Source organism: Streptomyces sp. NPDC005728 (assembly GCF_040630895.1).
GTDB lineage: Bacteria > Actinomycetota > Actinomycetes > Streptomycetales > Streptomycetaceae > Streptomyces.
In genome coordinates, this window is record NZ_JBEXYL010000001.1 from 12,402 (window position 1) to 29,605 (window position 17,204).

At 71.5% G+C, this 17,204-nt stretch carries 15 protein-coding genes and 1 pseudogene; 9 read left to right on the forward strand and 7 right to left on the reverse strand.

What is annotated here, in order from left to right:
* Nucleotides 1-72: 72 nt before the first annotated feature.
* Entirely contained in the window at nt 73-1,260 is a 1,188-nt protein-coding gene (locus tag ABZ471_RS00050) for a low temperature requirement protein A (protein WP_359060626.1), read from the forward strand.
* A 10-nt stretch (nt 1,261-1,270) separates the two neighbouring features.
* On the opposite strand, the gene ABZ471_RS00055 is transcribed toward ABZ471_RS00050, so the two are convergent.
* The 4 genes from ABZ471_RS00055 to ABZ471_RS00070 all read right to left on the reverse strand — a co-directional run bounded on the left by ABZ471_RS00055 (nt 1,271) and on the right by ABZ471_RS00070 (nt 4,647).
* Nucleotides 1,271-1,948, reverse strand: a complete 678-nt coding sequence (locus tag ABZ471_RS00055) for a GntR family transcriptional regulator (protein WP_359061258.1) — start codon at nt 1,946-1,948, stop codon at nt 1,271-1,273.
* Between the two features lie 180 nt (nt 1,949-2,128).
* Nucleotides 2,129-3,076 carry a beta-ketoacyl-ACP synthase III gene (locus tag ABZ471_RS00060; RefSeq protein WP_359060628.1) on the reverse strand — a complete coding sequence of 316 codons (948 nt, stop codon included), beginning with the start codon at nt 3,074-3,076 and terminating at the stop codon, nt 2,129-2,131.
* Nucleotides 3,077-3,215: 139 nt separating this feature from the next.
* Nucleotides 3,216-3,344, reverse strand: a complete 129-nt coding sequence (locus ABZ471_RS00065; RefSeq protein ID WP_359060630.1) for a hypothetical protein — start codon at nt 3,342-3,344, stop codon at nt 3,216-3,218.
* Nucleotides 3,319-4,647, reverse strand: coding sequence for an OFA family MFS transporter (locus tag ABZ471_RS00070; RefSeq protein WP_359060632.1), 1,329 nt, complete (start codon nt 4,645-4,647; stop codon nt 3,319-3,321). The genes ABZ471_RS00065 and ABZ471_RS00070 overlap by 26 nt, the downstream gene beginning before the upstream one ends.
* A 219-nt stretch (nt 4,648-4,866) precedes the next feature.
* Between ABZ471_RS00070 and ABZ471_RS00075 the strand changes: the two genes are divergently transcribed.
* From ABZ471_RS00075 to fdhD, 5 genes are read left to right on the forward strand one after another with little or no spacing between them, the layout of a single operon-like run.
* Nucleotides 4,867-5,838, forward strand: coding sequence for a 2-dehydropantoate 2-reductase (locus tag ABZ471_RS00075; RefSeq protein ID WP_359060634.1), 972 nt, complete (start codon nt 4,867-4,869; stop codon nt 5,836-5,838).
* A complete protein-coding gene (locus ABZ471_RS00080) occupies nt 5,835-7,754 on the forward strand; it encodes a molybdopterin-dependent oxidoreductase (protein ID WP_359060636.1) in 1,920 nt (639 codons plus the stop codon). Before ABZ471_RS00075 ends, ABZ471_RS00080 begins: the two co-directional genes overlap by 4 nt.
* 4 nt (nt 7,755-7,758) lie before the next feature.
* Nucleotides 7,759-9,582, forward strand: coding sequence for an NADH-ubiquinone oxidoreductase-F iron-sulfur binding region domain-containing protein (locus ABZ471_RS00085; RefSeq protein WP_359060638.1), 1,824 nt, complete (start codon nt 7,759-7,761; stop codon nt 9,580-9,582).
* Nucleotides 9,579-10,439, forward strand: coding sequence for a 2Fe-2S iron-sulfur cluster-binding protein (locus ABZ471_RS00090; RefSeq protein ID WP_359060640.1), 861 nt, complete (start codon nt 9,579-9,581; stop codon nt 10,437-10,439). The genes ABZ471_RS00085 and ABZ471_RS00090 overlap by 4 nt, the downstream gene beginning before the upstream one ends.
* A gap of 7 nt (nt 10,440-10,446) precedes the next feature.
* A complete protein-coding gene (gene fdhD, locus ABZ471_RS00095; protein ID WP_359060642.1) occupies nt 10,447-11,295 on the forward strand; it encodes a formate dehydrogenase accessory sulfurtransferase FdhD in 849 nt (282 codons plus the stop codon).
* Nucleotides 11,296-11,366: 71 nt separating this feature from the next.
* On the opposite strand, the pseudogene ABZ471_RS00100 reads toward fdhD, so the two are convergent.
* A pseudogene (locus ABZ471_RS00100) lies at nt 11,367-12,208 on the reverse strand (LysR substrate-binding domain-containing protein).
* Nucleotides 12,209-12,320: 112 nt separating this feature from the next.
* Here ABZ471_RS00100 and ABZ471_RS00105 point away from each other — a divergent pair.
* The gene (locus tag ABZ471_RS00105) at nt 12,321-13,070 is read left to right on the forward strand and encodes an SDR family oxidoreductase (RefSeq protein ID WP_359060644.1); all 750 of its coding nucleotides are present in this window, start codon (nt 12,321-12,323) and stop codon (nt 13,068-13,070) included.
* 4 nt (nt 13,071-13,074) lie between these two features.
* On the opposite strand, the gene ABZ471_RS00110 is transcribed toward ABZ471_RS00105, so the two are convergent.
* Together ABZ471_RS00110 and ABZ471_RS00115 are read right to left on the reverse strand one after the other, a co-directional pair.
* Nucleotides 13,075-13,602 (reverse strand): isochorismatase family protein, encoded by a 528-nt coding sequence (locus tag ABZ471_RS00110; protein WP_359060646.1) that lies wholly within the window; start codon nt 13,600-13,602, stop codon nt 13,075-13,077.
* A gap of 19 nt (nt 13,603-13,621) precedes the next feature.
* Nucleotides 13,622-14,059: a MarR family transcriptional regulator gene (locus ABZ471_RS00115; RefSeq protein ID WP_359060648.1), complete on the reverse strand. Its 438-nt coding sequence runs from the start codon at nt 14,057-14,059 to the stop codon at nt 13,622-13,624.
* A 121-nt stretch (nt 14,060-14,180) separates the two neighbouring features.
* On the opposite strand from ABZ471_RS00115, the gene ABZ471_RS00120 reads away from it, so the two are divergent.
* The gene (locus tag ABZ471_RS00120) at nt 14,181-15,098 is read left to right on the forward strand and encodes a zinc-binding dehydrogenase (RefSeq protein WP_359060650.1); all 918 of its coding nucleotides are present in this window, start codon (nt 14,181-14,183) and stop codon (nt 15,096-15,098) included.
* Between the two features lie 222 nt (nt 15,099-15,320).
* A complete protein-coding gene (locus ABZ471_RS00125) occupies nt 15,321-17,198 on the forward strand; it encodes a sialidase family protein (protein ID WP_359060652.1) in 1,878 nt (625 codons plus the stop codon).
* The last annotated feature ends 6 nt before the right edge of the window (nt 17,199-17,204 follow it).

The following is a 17,204-nucleotide window of genomic DNA, read 5'->3' on the forward strand; positions in this document are numbered from 1 at the left end:
CCATCTCCCCGCGTCCCGCCCGGTGTTCCCCCTCTACGATCGGCTCACCGATCACCGGAGGGGGAACACCGCATGGACACCACAGACATGCCCGGACCGGCCCAGGAGCCGGGCCGCCGGGTCACCACCCTGGAACTCTTCTTCGACCTGGTCTTCGTCTTCACGCTGACCCAGCTCACCGTGCTGCTGGCGCACGACCTGTCGTTCGCCACGGCCGGCCGCGTGGCACTGATCCTCGTCGTGCTGTTCTGGATGTACGGCGCCTACGCCTACCTCACCAACCAGGTGCCGCCGGACCGCCCGTCGCGGCGGCTGCTGCTGATGCTCGGCATGGGCGCGTTCCTGGTGTGCGCGCTGGCGATCCCCCGGGTCTTCGACGACACCGGCGTGGTCTTCGGCCTGGGTTTCCTGCTCGTGGTGATCGTGCACACGACGCTGTACACACGCAGCCACGGCTGGGACTCCGTCTGGTACGGCGTCCCGAACGCGCTGGCCGCCCTCTCCGTGACGGCCGCGGGCGGCACCAACGGCCTCGCCGCGGACGGTCTGTGGCTGCTCGCGGTCGTCCTGCAGTTCGTGACGCCGTTCGTCGCCGAGCACGGGCCGGGCCGCCGGGACGGCCGCAGCGCGGCGACGCTCCGAGTGCAGCTGGGCACCCTGGACCCGGCGCACTTCGTGGAGCGGCACGGGCTGCTGCTGATCATCGCCTTCGGCGAGTCCGTGATCTCCATCGGCGTCGGCATCGGCGATCTGCCGCTCACCCCGGGCCTGTTCGGCGGCGCGTTCCTCGCACTCGCCGTCGCGGTCGCGCTGTGGTGGACGTACTTCGTCCGGGACGAGGAGGGCGCGGAGGCCGCCTTCCGCGCCACACCGGCGCCGCGGCGGTGGCGGCTGGCGATGAACGCCTACTACTACGCCTTCCTGCCCATGCTGCTGGGCATCGCCTACCTCGCCGCCGGCATGAAGAAGACCCTCGGCCACCTCGGCGACCACCCCCACGGAGGCCCGGCACTGGCACTGGCGGGCGGCGTGGCCCTGTTCCTGGCGGGCGACGCGGCCTTCCGCGCCACCCTGAACCTCCGCCCGGTCCGCTACCGCGCCGCCGGCTCCCTCGTCGCCCTCCTGACCACCCTGCCGGCCACCCGTCTCCCCGCCTACGCCGAACTGCTGCTCCTGGTGGCGGTGTTGACGGGGATGCTGGGGGTGGAGGCACGCCGGTGCACGACGGCACCGGCGGCCCGGCACCTGGCCGGCGTGTAGCGGACGCTGCTCAGGAAGCGCTCTGCTCGTGGTACGACTGCCGCGTGTGCTCGGTGTGCTCGCGCATCAGGCGGGTGGCGCGCTGTTCGTCCCGGTCGATGATGGCGAAGATCAGCTCCTCGTGCTCCTGCCAGGAGGTGCCGCCGCGCAGACGGGCCACGGGGGTGTAGTACCAGCGGACCCGGCGGTCGACCTGGGCGGCCAGCCCGGCGAGGACCGTATTGCCGGCCAGTTCCATGATCTTGGCGTGGAAGGCGGCGTTCAGGGCGACCGCCTGGGTGACGTCGTTGGCGGCGACGGCCAGCCGACCCTGCTCCACGATGTCCCGGAGGGCGTCGATACCCGCCTTGTCGGCGTTCAGGGCGGCCAGCCGGGCCGCCTCCGCCTCCAGGAGAGTGCGGACCGTCAGGAGCTGGTCGGCCTCCTCCTGGGTGGGCTCGTGGACGAAGGCGCCCTGCGCGGGCCGCAGGTCGACCCAGCCCTCGGTGTTCAGCCGCTGCAGCGCCTCGCGGACCGGCTGCCGGGAGACACCCAGGTGACCGGCGAGTTCGCTCTCCACCAGGTGCTGGCCGGGATGGAGAGCGCGGGTGGTGATCAGCTCCAGCAGTGCCTCGTAGACACGGTCACGCAGCGGGCCGGGCCGTTCCAGTTTGGGCACGGCTCCCTGCGGCAGTCCGGTCGACAACATCACGGTCCCCCTCCTGGGCTGGCTGCCGTACACAGCAGGCTGTATGCGGTACACGGTGGACTGCCCACTATGAATTGTCTTTCGTCTACAGTCTACGGTGCACAAAAGCCAGAGGAAGCGGGAGTTGAGCGCGTCACGCCGCCCCGCACGCCCCCGCGGACGACGCCTTCGCGGTCGGCCTCACGGGCACCGTACGACCTGACCGGCATACGACAGGTTGCCGCCGAAGCCGAACAGCAGCACCGGGTCGCCGCTGCGGACGGCGCCCTGCTCGATCAGCTTGGACAGCGCGAGCGGAATGCTGGCCGCGGAGGTGTTGCCCGATTCGGTGACATCGCGGGCGATCACGGCGTTGACGGCGCCGATCTTCTGGGCGAGCGGCTCGATGATGCGCAGGTTGGCCTGGTGCAGGACGACCCCGGCGAGGTCGGCGGGGTCGATGCCGGCCCTCTCGCAGGCCCGCCGGGCGATGGGCGGCAGCTGGGTGGTGGCCCAGCGGTAGACGCTCTGCCCCTCCTGGGCGAACCGCGGCGGGGTGCCCTCGATGCGCACCGCGTTGCCCATCTCCGGCACCGATCCCCACAGCACCGGCCCGATCCCGGGCTCCTGGCCGGGCCCGCACGCCTCGACCACGGCGGCCCCGGCCCCGTCCCCGACCAGGACGCAGGTGGTGCGGTCGCTCCAGTCGGTGACCGCGGACATCTTGTCGGCGCCGATGACGAGCGCCCGGCTCGCGGCGCCCGCCCGGACCGTGTGGTCTGCGGTGGCGAGGGCATGGGTGAAGCCGGCGCAGACGACGTTGACGTCCATCGCGGCCGGCTGCGGGATGCCGAGCCGGGCGGCCACCCGGGCGGCGGTGTTCGGGGAGCGGTCGATCGCGGTGGACGTGGCCACGAGCACCAGGTCGATGTCGTGCGCAGCGAGTCCGGCGGCGGCCAGGGCCTTGGCGGCGGCGTGCGCGGCGAGTTCGTCGACCGGTTCGTCCGGGCCCGCGATGTGCCGGGTCCGGATGCCCACCCGGCTGCGGATCCACTCGTCACTGGTGTCGACCATGCCCGCCAGCTCGTCGTTGGTGAGCACCTTGGCTGGCTGGTAGTGACCGATGGCGGCGATGCGCGAGCCGTGCATGACAGGGGTCCCCCTCGTTGCCTTGGGTAGCGGGATCCACCAGTCTGATCAGTGACTCGCGAGTACGGCGGCAGGTGAAGCCACAGGAATCGGGCGCCCGAGTTGTCGGCTTCCCTCAGACCCTCGGACGCCCGAGCACTCACGCCGTGAACAGCTGCGTCGCCTTCTGGACGAGCTCGTACACCCCGTAGGCGAGGGGCGCTCCCACCCACAGCCAGGCGAGGGCGATCAGGCCCCGCCGGCTAGGCGGGCTGCTGTCGCTGGGCATCTGCGGCCTCCCTCGGGGCGGGGACGTGGTGGCGGGTGTGGACGGGACGGACGAGTTCGTTGGCGACGAAACCGACGACGAGCAGGCCGATCATGATGCCGAACGACAGCCCGTACAGCGACGAGCCGTGCTTCCCGGCCGCCTCCTGCCGGTCGGCGATCCAGTTGACGATCAGCGGCCCGAGCACGCCGGCCGTGGACCAGGCGGTGAGCAGCCGGCCGTGGATGGCGCCGACCTGATAGGTGCCGAAGAGGTCCTTCAGATAGGCGGGGATCGTCGCGAAGCCGCCGCCGTAGAAGGAGAGGATCACCAGCGCGCACAGGACGAACAGCGGTTTCGAGGCGTCCCCGAACAGCGCGATCAGCAGGTACATCGAGGCGCCGACGCCGAGGTAGACGCGGTAGATGTTCTTGCGCCCGATCAGGTCGGAGGTGGAGGACCAGCCGATCCGGCCGGCCATGTTGGCGGCCGACAGCAGCGCGACGAAGCCGGCAGCGGCCGAGGCAGACACCGGGGTGGAGCTGTCCGCGAAGAAGTCCGTGATCATCGGCGCGGCCTTCTCCAGGATGCCGATTCCGGCGGTCACGTTCATGCACAGGACCACCCACAGGCACCAGAACTGCGGGGTGCGCACGGCGCTGCGGGCGGAGACCTGCACGCCGCCGGCGGCGGCCGGCCCGCCCTCGACGGGCTTCTCCGTGCGCGGCACACGCACGAGGAGCACGCCCAGCGTCATGAACACGGCGTACGACAGTCCGTGCACGAGGAACGCGAGCGCGATCCCGGAGTGGCCGGTGCCGAAGGACTCCAGCATCTGGGCGGACCAGGGCGAGGCGATCAGCGCGCCGCCGCCGAAGCCCATGATGGCAATGCCGGTGGCCATGCCGGGCCGGTCGGGGAACCACTTGATCAGGGTGGAGACGGGCGAGATGTAGCCGATCCCGAGGCCGATCCCGCCGACGAAGCCGTAGCCGAGGACGATCAGCCAGTACTGCTTCGTCTCGGCGCCGAGCGCGGAGATCAGGAAGCCGGAGGAGAAGCAGACGAGGGCCACGGTCATCGCCCAGCGCGGCCCGTTGCGCTCGACGAGCGTGCCGCCGAACGCGGCCGACAGCCCGAGCATCACGATTGCCAGCTGGAAGGGCAGCGCGCTCTGGGTGCCGTCGAGATCCAGTGCGGATTCGAGCGGCGGCTTGAACACGCTCCAGGCGTAGGCCTGGCCGATGGACAGGTGGACGGAGAGGGCTGCGGGCGGGACGAGCCAGCGGCTCCAGCCCGGGGGTGCGACAGGGGGGCTGCTCATGACGCCGGACGGTAGGGCGGGGCGCGGGAGTTGAGAAGGCGCAGGGTCGACCGTATGCGGTGAACGGTATGCGGAATGCGCTCAACGGTCGTCGCGCGAACCCTTGCTGCGGCTAGCTCCATACTGTAGACAATATTTCGTCGACAGGATTCAGCCGTCAGGTTCCGGCACCTCCTCCCCCACCTCCGCGGTATCCCTCAAACCGAACGGAGTGCTCCCGTGAAAGTCGCAGTCCTCGGCGCCGGAGCGATCGGCGCCTACGTCGGTGCCGCGCTCCACCGCGCGGGCGCCGATGTGCATCTCATCGCCCGTGGACCGCATCTCGCGGCCATGAGGCAGTACGGGGTACGCGTGCTCAGCCCGCGCGGCGACTTCACCGCGTACCCCCAGGCCACCGACGACCCGGCCGAGGTCGGCCCGGCCGACTTCGTGTTCCTGGGCCTGAAGGCCAACGCGTACGCGGCATGCGGGCCGCTGATCCGGCCGCTGATGCACGAGCGCACGGCGGTGGTGGCCGCCCAGAACGGCATCCCCTGGTGGTACTTCCACCGGCACGGCGGCCCCTACGACGGCCACCGCGTCGAGAGCGTCGACCCGAGCGGCGCCGTCAGCGCCGTCCTCGCGCCCGAGCGGGCCATCGGCTGTGTCGTCTACGCGGCGACCGAACTGCAGTCGCCGGGCGTCGTGCGGCACCTGGAAGGCACCCGGTTCTCCGTCGGGGAGCCCGACCGCAGCGTCTCCGCGCGCTGTCTGGACTTCAGCGAGGCGATGAAGGCCGGCGGCCTGAAGTGCCCGGTGGAGCAGGACCTGCGCAGCGACATCTGGGTCAAGCTGCTCGGCAACATCTCCTTCAACCCGATCAGCGCCCTGGCCCGCGCGACGATGCGGCAGATGTGCCTGCACGGCGGCACCCGCCGGGTCATCGAGACGATGATGCGTGAGACCCTCACCGTCGCCGAGGCGCTGGGCTGCGAGGTCGGGGTCTCCATCGAGAGGCGGCTCGCGGGCGCGGAACGCGTCGGCGACCACCGCACCTCCACGCTCCAGGACCTGGAGCGCGGCAAGCCGCTGGAACTCGACGTGCTGCTCGCGGCCGTCGTCGAACTCGCGGAGATCACCGGAGTGCCGGTGCCCACACTGCGCACCGTGCACGCCATCTCGGACCTGCTCGCGTTGAGGAGCGCCGCATGAGGAATCGGCAGCCCAAGACCTACACCCGGCTCACCCGTCCCCTGGTGCGCGACTCCCGTGACGAGCCGTTCCGGGAGGCGGCCTGGGAGGAGGCGCTGGACCGGGCCGCGCGGGGCCTCGCGCGCCACCGGGGGGCGTTCGGGATGTTCTCCTGCGCCCGCGCCACCAACGAGATGAACTATGTGGCGCAGAAGTTCGCCCGGGTCGTGATGGGCACCAACAACGTCGACTCCTGCAACCGGACGTGCCACGCCCCGAGCGTCGCGGGCCTGTCGGCCGCGTTCGGTTCCGGCGGCGGCACGTCGTCGTACGCGGAGATCGAGCACACCGACGTCATCGTGATGTGGGGCTCCAACGCCCGCTTCGCCCATCCGATCTTCTTCCAGCACGTGCTGAAGGGGATCAGGAACGGCGGTCGACTGTATGCGGTCGACCCGCGACGGACGTCCACCGCCGAGTGGGCCGAGAGCTGGCTCGGGCTGAACGTCGGCACCGACATCCCGATGGCGCACGCCGTCGGCCGGGAGATCATCCGTGCGGGCCTGGTCAACGAGGCGTTCGTCGAGCGGGCGACCTCGGGCTTCGAGGAGTACCGCAAGCTGGTCGAGCCGTGGACGCTGTCGCTGGCGGAGAAGGTGACGGGCGTACCGGCCCGCGCCATCAGGGAGTTGGCGCACGCCTACGCCCGTGCCGAGCGGGCCCAGCTGTGCTGGACGCTCGGCATCACCGAGCACCACAACGGCACGGACAACGTGCGCGCGCTGATCAACCTGTCCCTGCTGACCGGCCATGTCGGCCGGTACGGCTCCGGTCTGCAGCCGCTGCGTGGGCAGAACAACGTGCAGGGCGGCGGCGACATGGGCGCGATCCCCAACCGGCTGCCCGGCTTCCAGGACATCCTCGACGCGGACACCCGGCTGAAGTTCGAGTCCGCCTGGGACACCGTCATCCAGCCGCACTACGGGCTGACCCTGACGGAGATGTTCGAGGCGATGGAGGAGGGCTCCCTGCGGGCCGTCTACTGCATCGGGGAGAACCCTGCGCAGTCGGAGGCCGACAGCGAGCAGGCCGTACGGCGGCTGCGCGCGCTGGACTTCCTCGTCGTGCAGGACATCTTCCTCACGAAGACGGCCGAGCTGGCGGACGTGGTGCTGCCGGCGACCGCCGGATGGGCGGAGACGGAGGGCACGACCACCAACAGCGAGCGGCGGGTACAGCGGGTGCGCCGTGCCGTGACCCCGCCCGGCGAGGCCCGTGAGGACATCGACATCCTCTGTGAACTGGCGTTCCGGCTCGGCCACGACTGGAAGTACGCCGACGCGGAGGCCGTGTGGAACGAGCTGCGCTCGGTGTCCCCGGACCACTACGGGATGACGTACGAGCGGCTGGAGGAGCACCAGGGCATCCAGTGGCCGTGCCCGAGCACCCAGCGACTCGAACCCGCCTATCTGCACGGCCGGTTGTGGGAGAAGGACCCGGAAAGGCGCGGGCCGGCAGCGCCGTTCGGGCTGGTGCAGCACGATCCGCCGGTGGATCTCACGGACGAGGAGTTCCCGATCCGGCTCACCACCGGACGGCGTCTGGACTCGTACAACACCGGTGTGCAGAGCGGTGGTTTCGCCTCTCCGATGCGGCGCGGCGAGTACGTCGAGCTGTGCCCGGAGGACGCCGAGCGGTACGGGGTCGTGGTGGGTGAGGAGGTGCGGGTGTCCTCGCGGCGCGGGTCGGTGGTGGCGCCGGTGTGGATCGACACCGCGCTCAGGCCCGGCCTCGCCTTCATGACCATGCATTTTCCCGACGAGGTGGACACCAACCAGCTGACGATCGAGGCGAACTGCCCGATCGCGGGGACGGCGGAGTTCAAGGCGTCGGCGATCCGGATCGAGAAGCTGCCGGCCGTGACGTACGTGAGGTGAGGGCGTGGATCTGCACTTCGGTGACAGCAAGCCGACGGACGAGGAACGGGCCGCCGTCGACGCGTTGTTGGGCCCTGCGGAGTCCTCCTGGGAGGGCGGCGACCGTACGGACGCCGACCTGAGGTGGGCGCGCGGCGGCCGGGCGGCCCGCGACCGGCGTGATCTGCTGCTGCCCGGGCTGCACGCGGTCAACGACCGGATCGGCTGGATCAGCGAGGGCGCCCTGGGCTACCTGTGCCGGCGGCTGACCGTGCCGCCGGCGGAGGCGTACGGCGTGGCCACGTTCTACGCGATGTTCTCGGTGACGCCGCGCCCGGCCACTGTTCTGCACATGTGCACGGACCTGGCCTGCATGGCCGCCGGGGCGGGCGAGCTGTGCGCCGGAGTGGAGGCGCGGCTCGGCCCGGGCAGCGGGGTGAGCATCGAGCGCAGCCCCTGTCTGGGGCTGTGCGAGCGGGCCCCGGCGGCCCTGGCGGTCCGGGCGGGCGATCCGGTGCGTACGGCGGTGTCGGCGCCCGCGGCCGTGGAGGCGGCCGTCCTCGCGGCGAGCGCGCCGGACGCGGCGCCCGAGGAGCCGTCGGCGGTGACGGCGGTCCCCCAGGCGGGCGATCCGTCGCTGGTGCTGCTGCGCCGTGTCGGTGTGGTGGATCCGTCCTCACTGGACGACTACCGGGCGCACGGCGGCTACACCGCCCTGCGCCGGGCCTTCGAGCTGGGTCCCGCCGGGGTGATCCGGGAGGTCACGGACTCGGGGCTGGTCGGACGCGGCGGCGCGGCCTTCCCCACCGGCCGCAAGTGGCAGGCCACGGCGTCCCAGCCGGACCATCCGCACTACGTGGTGTGCAACGCGGACGAGTCCGAACCGGGCACCTTCAAGGACCGGGTGCTGATGGAGGGCGACCCGTACGCGCTCGTGGAGGCGGTCACGATCGCGTCGTATGCAATATCCGCACACCGGGCTTTTGTATACATCCGTGGTGAATATCCGCGAGCCGTACGCCGTCTGCAGTATGCGATCGACCAGGCCCGCGCCCGTGGCCTCCTCGGCGACGACATCCTCGGCCAGGGCTACCGCCTGGACATCGAGATCCGGCGCGGGGCGGGCGCGTACATCTGCGGCGAGGAGACGGCCCTGTTCAACTCCATCGAGGGCTACCGGGGCGAGCCCCGCTCCAAGCCGCCGTTCCCTGTGGAGAGGGGCCTGTTCGGCAAGCCCACGGTCGAGAACAACGTGGAGACGCTGGTCAACGTGCTGCCGATCCTGACGATGGGGGCACCGGCGTACGCGGCGATCGGCACGGGGCGGTCCACCGGGCCCAAGCTGTTCTGCGTGTCGGGCAGCGTGGAGCGGCCCGGCGTGTACGAGCTGCCGTTCGGTGCGACGCTCGGCGAGCTGCTGGCCCTGGCCGGGGTACGGGACCGGTTGCGGGCGGTGCTGCTGGGCGGTGCCGCCGGCGGCTTCGTCCGGCCCGACGAACTCGGCGTCCCGCTCACCTTCGAGGGGACGCGGGAGGCCGGGACCACGCTCGGTTCCGGCGTGGTCATGGCGTTCGACGACACCGTGCCGCTTCCGCGCCTGCTGCTGCGCATCGCCGAGTTCTTCCGCGACGAGTCCTGCGGGCAGTGCGTGCCGTGCCGGGTCGGGACGGTCCGGCAGGAGGAGGCGCTGGCCCGGATCGTCGAGCGTACGGGCGCCGGGGCAGCCGACGACATCGCCCTGCTGCGCGACGTGGGGCGGGCGATGCGGGACGCCTCGATCTGCGGTCTGGGGCAGACCGCCTGGAACGCCGTGGAATCCGCCATCGACCGTCTGGGGGCGTACGAATGACCGTCACACCGCTGGGGATCCCGCGCCGGCTTCTGGAGTTCACCCTCGACGGCGAGCAGGTCCGGGTGCCGGAGGGCTCGACCGTCCTGGACGCGTGCCGGGCGGCGGGCAAGGACGTCCCGACCCTGTGCGAGGGCGACACGCTGCGGCCGAAGAACGCCTGCCGGGTGTGCGTGGTGGAGGTGGAGGGGTCACGGACGCTCGTACCGGCCTGCTCGCGCAGGGCCGAGCCCGGGATGGAGGTCCGCACGCACACCGAGCGGACCCGGCACAGCCGCAGGATCGTGCTGGAGCTGCTGGCCTCCTCGGTCGACCTGTCGACGACTCCGGAGGTCGCCGGGTGGATCAAGGAGTACGAGGCGAAGCCGGACCGTTTCGGCCCCGGCGCGGCCCGGCTGAACGAGGAGCCGAAGCTCGACAACGAGCTGTACGTGCGCGACTACGACAAGTGCATCCTGTGCTACAAGTGCGTCGACGCCTGCGGCGACCAGTGGCAGAACACCTTCGCGATCTCGGTCGCCGGGCGGGGCTTCGACGCGCGGATCGCCGTCGAGCACGATGCGCCGCTGACCGACTCCGCCTGCGTGTACTGCGGGAACTGCATCGAGGTGTGTCCGACGGGGGCGCTGTCGTTCAGGTCGGAGTTCGACATGCGGGCAGCGGGTACCTGGGACGAGTCACGGCAGACCGAGACGACCACGGTGTGCGCATACTGCGGAGTGGGCTGCAACCTCACGCTCCATGTGCAGGACAATGAGATCGTGAAGGTCACCTCGCCGCACGACAACCCGGTGACCCACGGCAATCTCTGCATCAAGGGCCGTTTCGGCTACCAGCACGTACAGAACCGGGGCTGATCAGGACATGGGACGAGTCACGGAACGACGCAAGGTCCTCCGCATCCGCGACGGGGCCCTCTCCACGCGGCCGGACACGCTCGTCGCCGAGGAACCCCTGGAGATCCGGCTGAACGGGAAACCGCTGGCGATCACCATGCGTACGCCGGGCGACGACTTCGCGCTGGCGGCGGGGTTCCTGGTGAGCGAGGGTGTCCTGGCGACTGCATCCGATCTGCAGAATATTGTCTACTGTGCGGGGGCGACCGCAGACGGTTCGAACACCTACAACGTGGTCGACGTGAAGACCGCCCCGGGCATCGCGCTGCCGGACTTCAGCCTGGAGCGGAACGTATACACCACGTCCTCGTGCGGGCTGTGCGGCAAGGCCAGCCTGGACGCCGTACGGACGACGGCCCGCTGGCCGATCGCCGACAACCCCCCGGTCCGGGTCACCCCCGAGCTGCTGGCGAGCCTCCCCGACCGGCTGCGTGCGGCCCAGCAGGTGTTCGACCGGACCGGGGGGCTGCACGCCGCCGCGCTGTTCAGCGAGGCCGGGGAACTGCTGGACATACGGGAGGACGTGGGCCGGCACAACGCGGTCGACAAGCTGGTCGGGCGGGCGTTGCAGCACGGGGAGCTGCCGCTGTCGCGGACGGTTCTGCTGGTCTCCGGCCGGGCCTCGTTCGAGCTGGCGCAGAAGGCCGTGATGGCGGGGATCCCGGTACTGGCGGCGGTTTCGGCGCCGTCGTCGCTGGCGGTGGACCTGGCCGTCGAGACGGGTCTGACCCTGGTGGGTTTCCTGCGGGGCAGCTCGATGAACGTGTACGCGGGCGAGGACCGCGTCGCCCTGCGGGCCGCGGCCGCCCAGGGCTGACCGGTTCCCCGCGGCACGGCGGCGGGGCCCCGAACGGCGGGGAGCGCCCCCTGCGCCCGAGGGGCCCCGCCTCAGCCGCCCCCGGCCGCCCTGCCCGCCACCGCCCTCACCGCCGCCACCTCGGCGAACGCCGCGACCAGGGGTGAGTGCCGGCCGGCCGCCCAGGCCAGCAGCACCTGGTCGGGCTCGGCGTCGGTGACCGGTACGTAGCTGATGCCCGGGCGGGAGTACTGCTCGGCGACGGAGCGCGGGACGAGCGTGATGCCGGTGCCCGCGGCCACGCATTCGAACTTCTCCTCGATGGTGCGGATGGGCAGGTCGCCCGGCCGGGGGTCGGAGTACCGGAGCCAGGTCTCGCCGTCGAGGTCGGCGAGCGACAGCTCCTGCTTGCCGGCCAGCCGTGGCCGGCCGGGAGCATGGCGACCCGGGGTTCGCCGTACAGGGGGCGCAGTTCCAGCCCGTCCTCCTGGACCGGTCGTCGTACGTAGGCGACGTCGACGGTACCGTCGAGGATCAGCCGCTCCTGGTCGTCCCACTCGACGCGGCGGGCGTTGCCCTCGGCGTGGGGGTGGGCGGCCGAGAAGGCGCGCAGGGCGTGGGTGACGACGACCCCTGCGCGGAAGCCGACGACGAGCCGTCTGGGCCCGCGTGCGGCCCTGAGGACCCGGCGGCGTGTCCCGTCGGCGGTGGCGAGCAACTGGCGTCCGTCGTCGAGGAGTTGCCGTCCGGCGTCGGTCAATGTCACGCCGTGGCTGTCGCGTACGAGCAGTTCGGCGCCCAAGTCCTTCTCCAGCGCACGGATCTGACGGCTGAGCACGGGCTGGGCGATGTGCAGCTGCTCGGCGGCGCGGCCGAAGTGCAGCAGTTCGGCGACCGCCACGAAGCAGCGGACCTTTCTGAGGTCCAGGTCCATGGCCGCCCCTTCCGTGACTCCGGTGGCGATACCTCCAGGGAATCGCCGTCGGCAGAAGAGGTCTTGGACGGCCGTACCCTCACGGCCGCAGGCTGGAAACCGTCCGAACGAGATGGAACACCGGCTTGGAGAGGGACTTCCCATCGATCTGCAGGGACAGCGCGTCGTCGTCATCGGGGGTACGTCGGGCATCGGGCTCGCGGTCGCCGAGGGTGCGGCGCGGGAGGGTGCCGAGGTGGTGGTCGCTTCGCGCCGGCAGGAGAGTGTGGACGCGGCGCTGAAGCGGCTGCCCGGGAACGCCGAGGGGTGTGTGCTGGACGCGACGGACGAGGAGGCGGTGCGCGGTTTCTTCGAGAGGGTCGGCGGCTTCGACCACCTGGTGTACACGGCAGGCGAGTCGCTGGTGCTGGAGAGTCCGGCCGGGACGGATCTCGGGCGGGCCCGGCGGTTCCTGGAGACGCGGTTGTGGGGTGCGTACGCGGCGGTGAAGTACGGTGCCGGCTCGGTGCGTGAGGGCGGGTCGGTGGTGCTGACCACCGGGACGGTGGGGCGGCGTCCGATGCCGGGGACGACCGCTGCGGCGGCGCTGTGCGGGGCGATGGAGTCCCTGACCCGGGCGCTGGCCGTGGAACTGGCGCCGGTTCGGGTCAATGTGGTCTCGCCCGGGGTGGTACGCACCGAGCTGTGGCGGGAGCTGCCGGAGGCCGAGCGGGAGTGGCTGTACCGTTCGTCCGCCGAGTCGCTGCCGGTGGGGCGGGTCGGCGAGCCGGCGGATGTGGCGGAGGCGTACCTGTACCTGATGCGCGGTGGTTACAGCACCGGGTCGGTGGTGCTCGTGGACGGGGGCGGGGTGCTGGTGTGAGGGTTCAGTCGGTGGCGAGGCGTACCTGGGAGGCGGTCACGACCGTGCCCAGTCGCGGGAAGTCGAGCCGGACGGACGCCTCGTGCTCGGCGGCGGTGAAGGCGGACATGGCGTCCGCGACGAAGACGAGTTCGTAGCCGAGGTCGGCGGCGGCGCGGGCGGTGGACTCGACGCCGAGGTTGGTGGACACGCCGCCGAACACCAGGGTGCGGATGCCGCGTTCACGCAGCCGCTCGTCCAGGCCTGTGCCGTGGAAGCCGCCGATGGTGCGTTTGACGATCTCCAGGTCGCCGTCCCGGCGCAGCCCCGCCACGAGGCCGCTGCCGGGCGGTTGTTCGGCGACCGAGGGGCGTTCGACCCGGATCAGCACGACGAGTGCGCCGGCACTGCGGAAGGCGGCCGCCAGCTCCTCGGACCTGGCGAGCACTTCGGGGCCTTTGAGGGGTTCGAGGGGCAGCGCGACGACGCGGTCCATCAGGTCGATGAGGACGAGGGCGGTGCGCTGCGGATCGAGCACGGGAGCTGCGGTCATGACGGAACGTTAGCCGCCATCAGCCGTCCGTGCCGGAAATCCGGATCAACAGGCCCATGAACTGATCGCGTTCGTCCGTGGACAGCGGGGCGAGCAGCTCGTCGTTCGCCTCGCGTGCAGCCTTCTCGCAGCGGGTGAGGAGGCGGGCGCCGTCGTCGGTGAGGGACACGGCGTTCTTGCGCCGGTCCTTGGGGTCGGGGGCGCGGACGACATGGCCGGCGGACTGCAGGTCGTTGAGGATGCCGACCAGGTCCTTGGGGTCGAGGCCCACGCTGCGGCCGAGGTCGGCCTGGGCGACGGGGGCGAGGTCGCGGACGGCGGAGAGGACCACGTGGTGCCACATCCTCAGACCCTCGGTCGCGAGGGCGTCCGCGACCAGGGAGCGGCCGTGGGCGGCGGCGCGTCCGAGGAGCCAGCTGGGCAGGGCGCGGATGGCGGGGAAGGGTGCGTCGGCCATGCAGGCAGCCTATCGAAGAATCGTTGGACTTCCCCATGACCATCCCTTATCGTTGGGGCCCCCAATGAATTCATGGGAATTCCCAACGATCCGTCGGCGCGCCCGGCGGCTGGAGGTTGCGATGCGTCGCGTCCGGTACGAGTCCGCCGGCGGCCCCCTGTTCCTGGAGGAGACCCCCGTCCCCCAACCCGGCGCCGGGGAGCTGCTGGTGCGCTGCGAGGCGGTCGGCGTCACCCTGCCCGTCGTCCGCAAGGTCACCGAAGCCGCCGAGCCGGTCCCGCTGGGCGGCGAGATCGCCGGCGAGGTGGTGGCCGTCGGCGCGGGCGCGACCCGCTTCCGCACCGGCGACCGGGTCACCGGGCTGTGCTTCGGCCACGGGTACGCGGACTTCGCCCTGCTCCACGAGACCATGACCTCCCCCGTACCCGACGGCGCCACGTCCGTCGACGCGGTGGCACTGGTGCGGAGCGGGCTGGTGGCGCTGGGCGCGCTGGAGGCGGCGCGCCCCGTGCATGGTGAGGCCGTGCTGGTCACGGCGGCGGCGAGCGGGGTCGGACAGCTCGCGGTCCAGCTGGCCCGGGCGCGGGGTGCGGGCCGGGTGGTGGGCGCCGTGTCCGATCCGGCCAAGGCGGACTTCGTCAGGTCGCTGGGCGCGGACGACTGTATTCAATATGGCGACGACAGTTGGGGAGAGCCGGTCGACTGTGTACTGGATGCGGTCGGCGGTGATCTGCTCACCCCCGCCCTCGCCGCGCTAGCCCCGCACGGCCGCCTGGTGTCCTACAGCTCGGGCGGCGGCACGATCCAGGCGTACGACCTGCTGGTCGGGGCCAAATCGGTGATCGGCTTCCAGATGGCACTGATCGCCCGCGGCCGGCCGGAGCTGTACGAGCAGTGGCGGCAGGAGCTGTGGCGGCTGTTCGCCGAGGGCACCCTGAAGCCCGCCGTGCACGGCGAGTTCGCACTGGAGGACGCGGCGAAGGCACACGAGGCGATCGAGAGGCGGGCCAACCGGGGCAAGGTCGTCCTGCGCCCGTGAGCCGGCGCGCCTCCTGTCCCGGCCTGCACGCTTCTTGCCCAGCAGACCGGAGGTCCTCTTGTTCCGCAGACCGCCGCGCTTCTCGTCCTGTAGCCCGCCGCGCTTCTTGTTCTGCACGCTTCTTGTGAGGCGCCCGAGCCCCAACTACCGTCGGGGGAGCGCACGTTGGACATGGGATGTCCGGATGTCCAGATGCCCGGCCGACGAAGGGCAGGTCGCTCCATGCCGTCAGGTCTTCGCGCCCGTCTCAGATCCGCACTCTTCATCGCCCTCGCGGCGGCGGCACTTGTCGTGCAGCCGCTCACCTCCCCCCATCCCGCGCAGGCCCAACCAGCCGCCGACGCCCCGGAGTTCGATCAGCAGATCCTCTTCAAGGCGTCCCAGGACCCGGGCTACGCCTGCTTCCGCATCCCGGCGATCGTGCGGACGACCGACGGCACCCTGCTGGCCTTCGCCGAGGGCCGGGTCCTCAACTGCGGGGACGCGGCGGACATCGACATCGTGCTCAAGCGCTCCACCGACGGCGGCCGGACCTGGGGCCCGCTGCAGGTGGTCACCGAGGGCGCGGGCGACACCCACGGCAACCCGGCACCGATCGTGGACCGCGACACCGGCCGGATCTGGCTGGCCGAGACGTACAACACGGGGCGTACGGACAGCGCCAGCTGCTCGGTGCCCTGTGACCGCAGCCCACACCTGCAGTACAGCGACGACGACGGACTGACCTGGTCCGAGCCGCGCGATCTGAGCCCCGAGATCCTGCCGGCCGACTGGAACTCCTGGTACGCGACGGGCCCCGTACACGGTATCCAGCTCACCCGCGGCCGGTACGCCGGCCGGCTGGTCTTCGGCGTCAACACCGAGACGTGGAACGGCGGCCGGGTCACCGCCAACCACGCCGCGCTCATCGTCAGCGACGACCACGGCGGCCACTGGCGGATCGGCGCCACCGACACCTGGCCGATCGCCGCCGACGGCACCTTCCGGCAGAAGCCCTCCGAACTCACCCTGACCGAACGCACGGACGGATCGGTCCTGGTCAGCGGGCGGGAGCAGGACGGCACCGACCTCGGCCACCGCACCCAGACCGTCAGCCGTGACGGCGGCGGCAGCTTCACCGCGCCCTTCCGCGACCTCCCGGACCTCTACACCCCGCAGGTGCAGGGCTCGATGCTCCGCCTGGGCGACCGCATCCTGCTGGCCTGCCCCGGCGACCCGGACCGGCGCCGCACCATGATGATCCGTTCCTCCTACGACGGCGGCCGCACCTGGGACAGCGTGGACCGCGGCACGGTCGTCACCACGGACTGGTCCGGATACTCCGACCTGGTGCGCGCCGACGGCGACACGGTCGGCCTGATGTACGAGGGCGGTGCGGTCGACGCGCGCGACGAGATCCGTTTCGCCCGCTTCACCGAGGACTGGCTCGCCCCGCGCCGCGGACCCGACCCGCGCACCGCCGACCGTGCCCCGCACGGACGTCCGGCCGCAGTCCTCGGCGGCGCCGAGGAGACGGACGGCGTGTTCGGCGGCGCGCTGGAGTTCGACGGCACCGACGACGCCGTGCGCCTGCCGTACCGCCCCGAGCTGCCCCTCGGCAGCGGGGACTTCACCGCGTCCCTGTGGTTCCGGTACACCGCCACGACCGGGGAGCAGCCGCTGCTGTGGATGGGCGGTATCGGCACCAGTCAGCCGCAGGTGTGGGTGCGCGGCGAGCCGGCGAACAAGCGTGTGCAGGGCCTGATCACCGTACGGAACGGTGCGGCCGCCCCGCAGACTGCATACGTGCGTACGGCTACGGCATACAACGACGGCCAGTGGCACCACCTGGTCCTGCGGCGGAGTGCCGACGGGCTTTCGCTGTCCGTCGACGGTATGCAGTCCACCGTCGCCGATGTGCCGGGTTCCGTCAGCCGTAACTCCCCCTTCGGCGTGCACCTCGGCCAGCGCATGGACAGCCGCGCCTCCTTCACCGGCGCGATCGACGAGGTCCATGTCTGGGACCGCGCCCTGACCGACGAGGAGCTGTCGGACCCGAAGGTGCTGCGGTCCCCGAAGGACACCGTGCTGTGGCTGCCCCTGGACCGGGTCGGCGGCTGACGCCGG

Coding starts and splice junctions, on each gene's coding strand:
- ABZ471_RS00050 (WP_359060626.1), top strand. CDS start 73: ATGGACACCACAGACATGCCCGGACCGGCCCAGGAGCCGGGCCGCCGG.
- ABZ471_RS00055 (WP_359061258.1), bottom strand. CDS start 1,948: ATGTTGTCGACCGGACTGCCGCAGGGAGCCGTGCCCAAACTGGAACGG.
- ABZ471_RS00060 (WP_359060628.1), bottom strand. CDS start 3,076: ATGCACGGCTCGCGCATCGCCGCCATCGGTCACTACCAGCCAGCCAAG.
- ABZ471_RS00065 (WP_359060630.1), bottom strand. CDS start 3,344: ATGCCCAGCGACAGCAGCCCGCCTAGCCGGCGGGGCCTGATCGCCCTC.
- ABZ471_RS00070 (WP_359060632.1), bottom strand. CDS start 4,647: ATGAGCAGCCCCCCTGTCGCACCCCCGGGCTGGAGCCGCTGGCTCGTC.
- ABZ471_RS00080 (WP_359060636.1), top strand. CDS start 5,835: ATGAGGAATCGGCAGCCCAAGACCTACACCCGGCTCACCCGTCCCCTG.
- ABZ471_RS00090 (WP_359060640.1), top strand. CDS start 9,579: ATGACCGTCACACCGCTGGGGATCCCGCGCCGGCTTCTGGAGTTCACC.
- fdhD (WP_359060642.1), top strand. CDS start 10,447: ATGGGACGAGTCACGGAACGACGCAAGGTCCTCCGCATCCGCGACGGG.
- ABZ471_RS00105 (WP_359060644.1), top strand. CDS start 12,321: ATGGAACACCGGCTTGGAGAGGGACTTCCCATCGATCTGCAGGGACAG.
- ABZ471_RS00110 (WP_359060646.1), bottom strand. CDS start 13,602: ATGACCGCAGCTCCCGTGCTCGATCCGCAGCGCACCGCCCTCGTCCTC.
- ABZ471_RS00115 (WP_359060648.1), bottom strand. CDS start 14,059: ATGGCCGACGCACCCTTCCCCGCCATCCGCGCCCTGCCCAGCTGGCTC.
- ABZ471_RS00120 (WP_359060650.1), top strand. CDS start 14,181: ATGCGTCGCGTCCGGTACGAGTCCGCCGGCGGCCCCCTGTTCCTGGAG.
- ABZ471_RS00125 (WP_359060652.1), top strand. CDS start 15,321: ATGCCGTCAGGTCTTCGCGCCCGTCTCAGATCCGCACTCTTCATCGCC.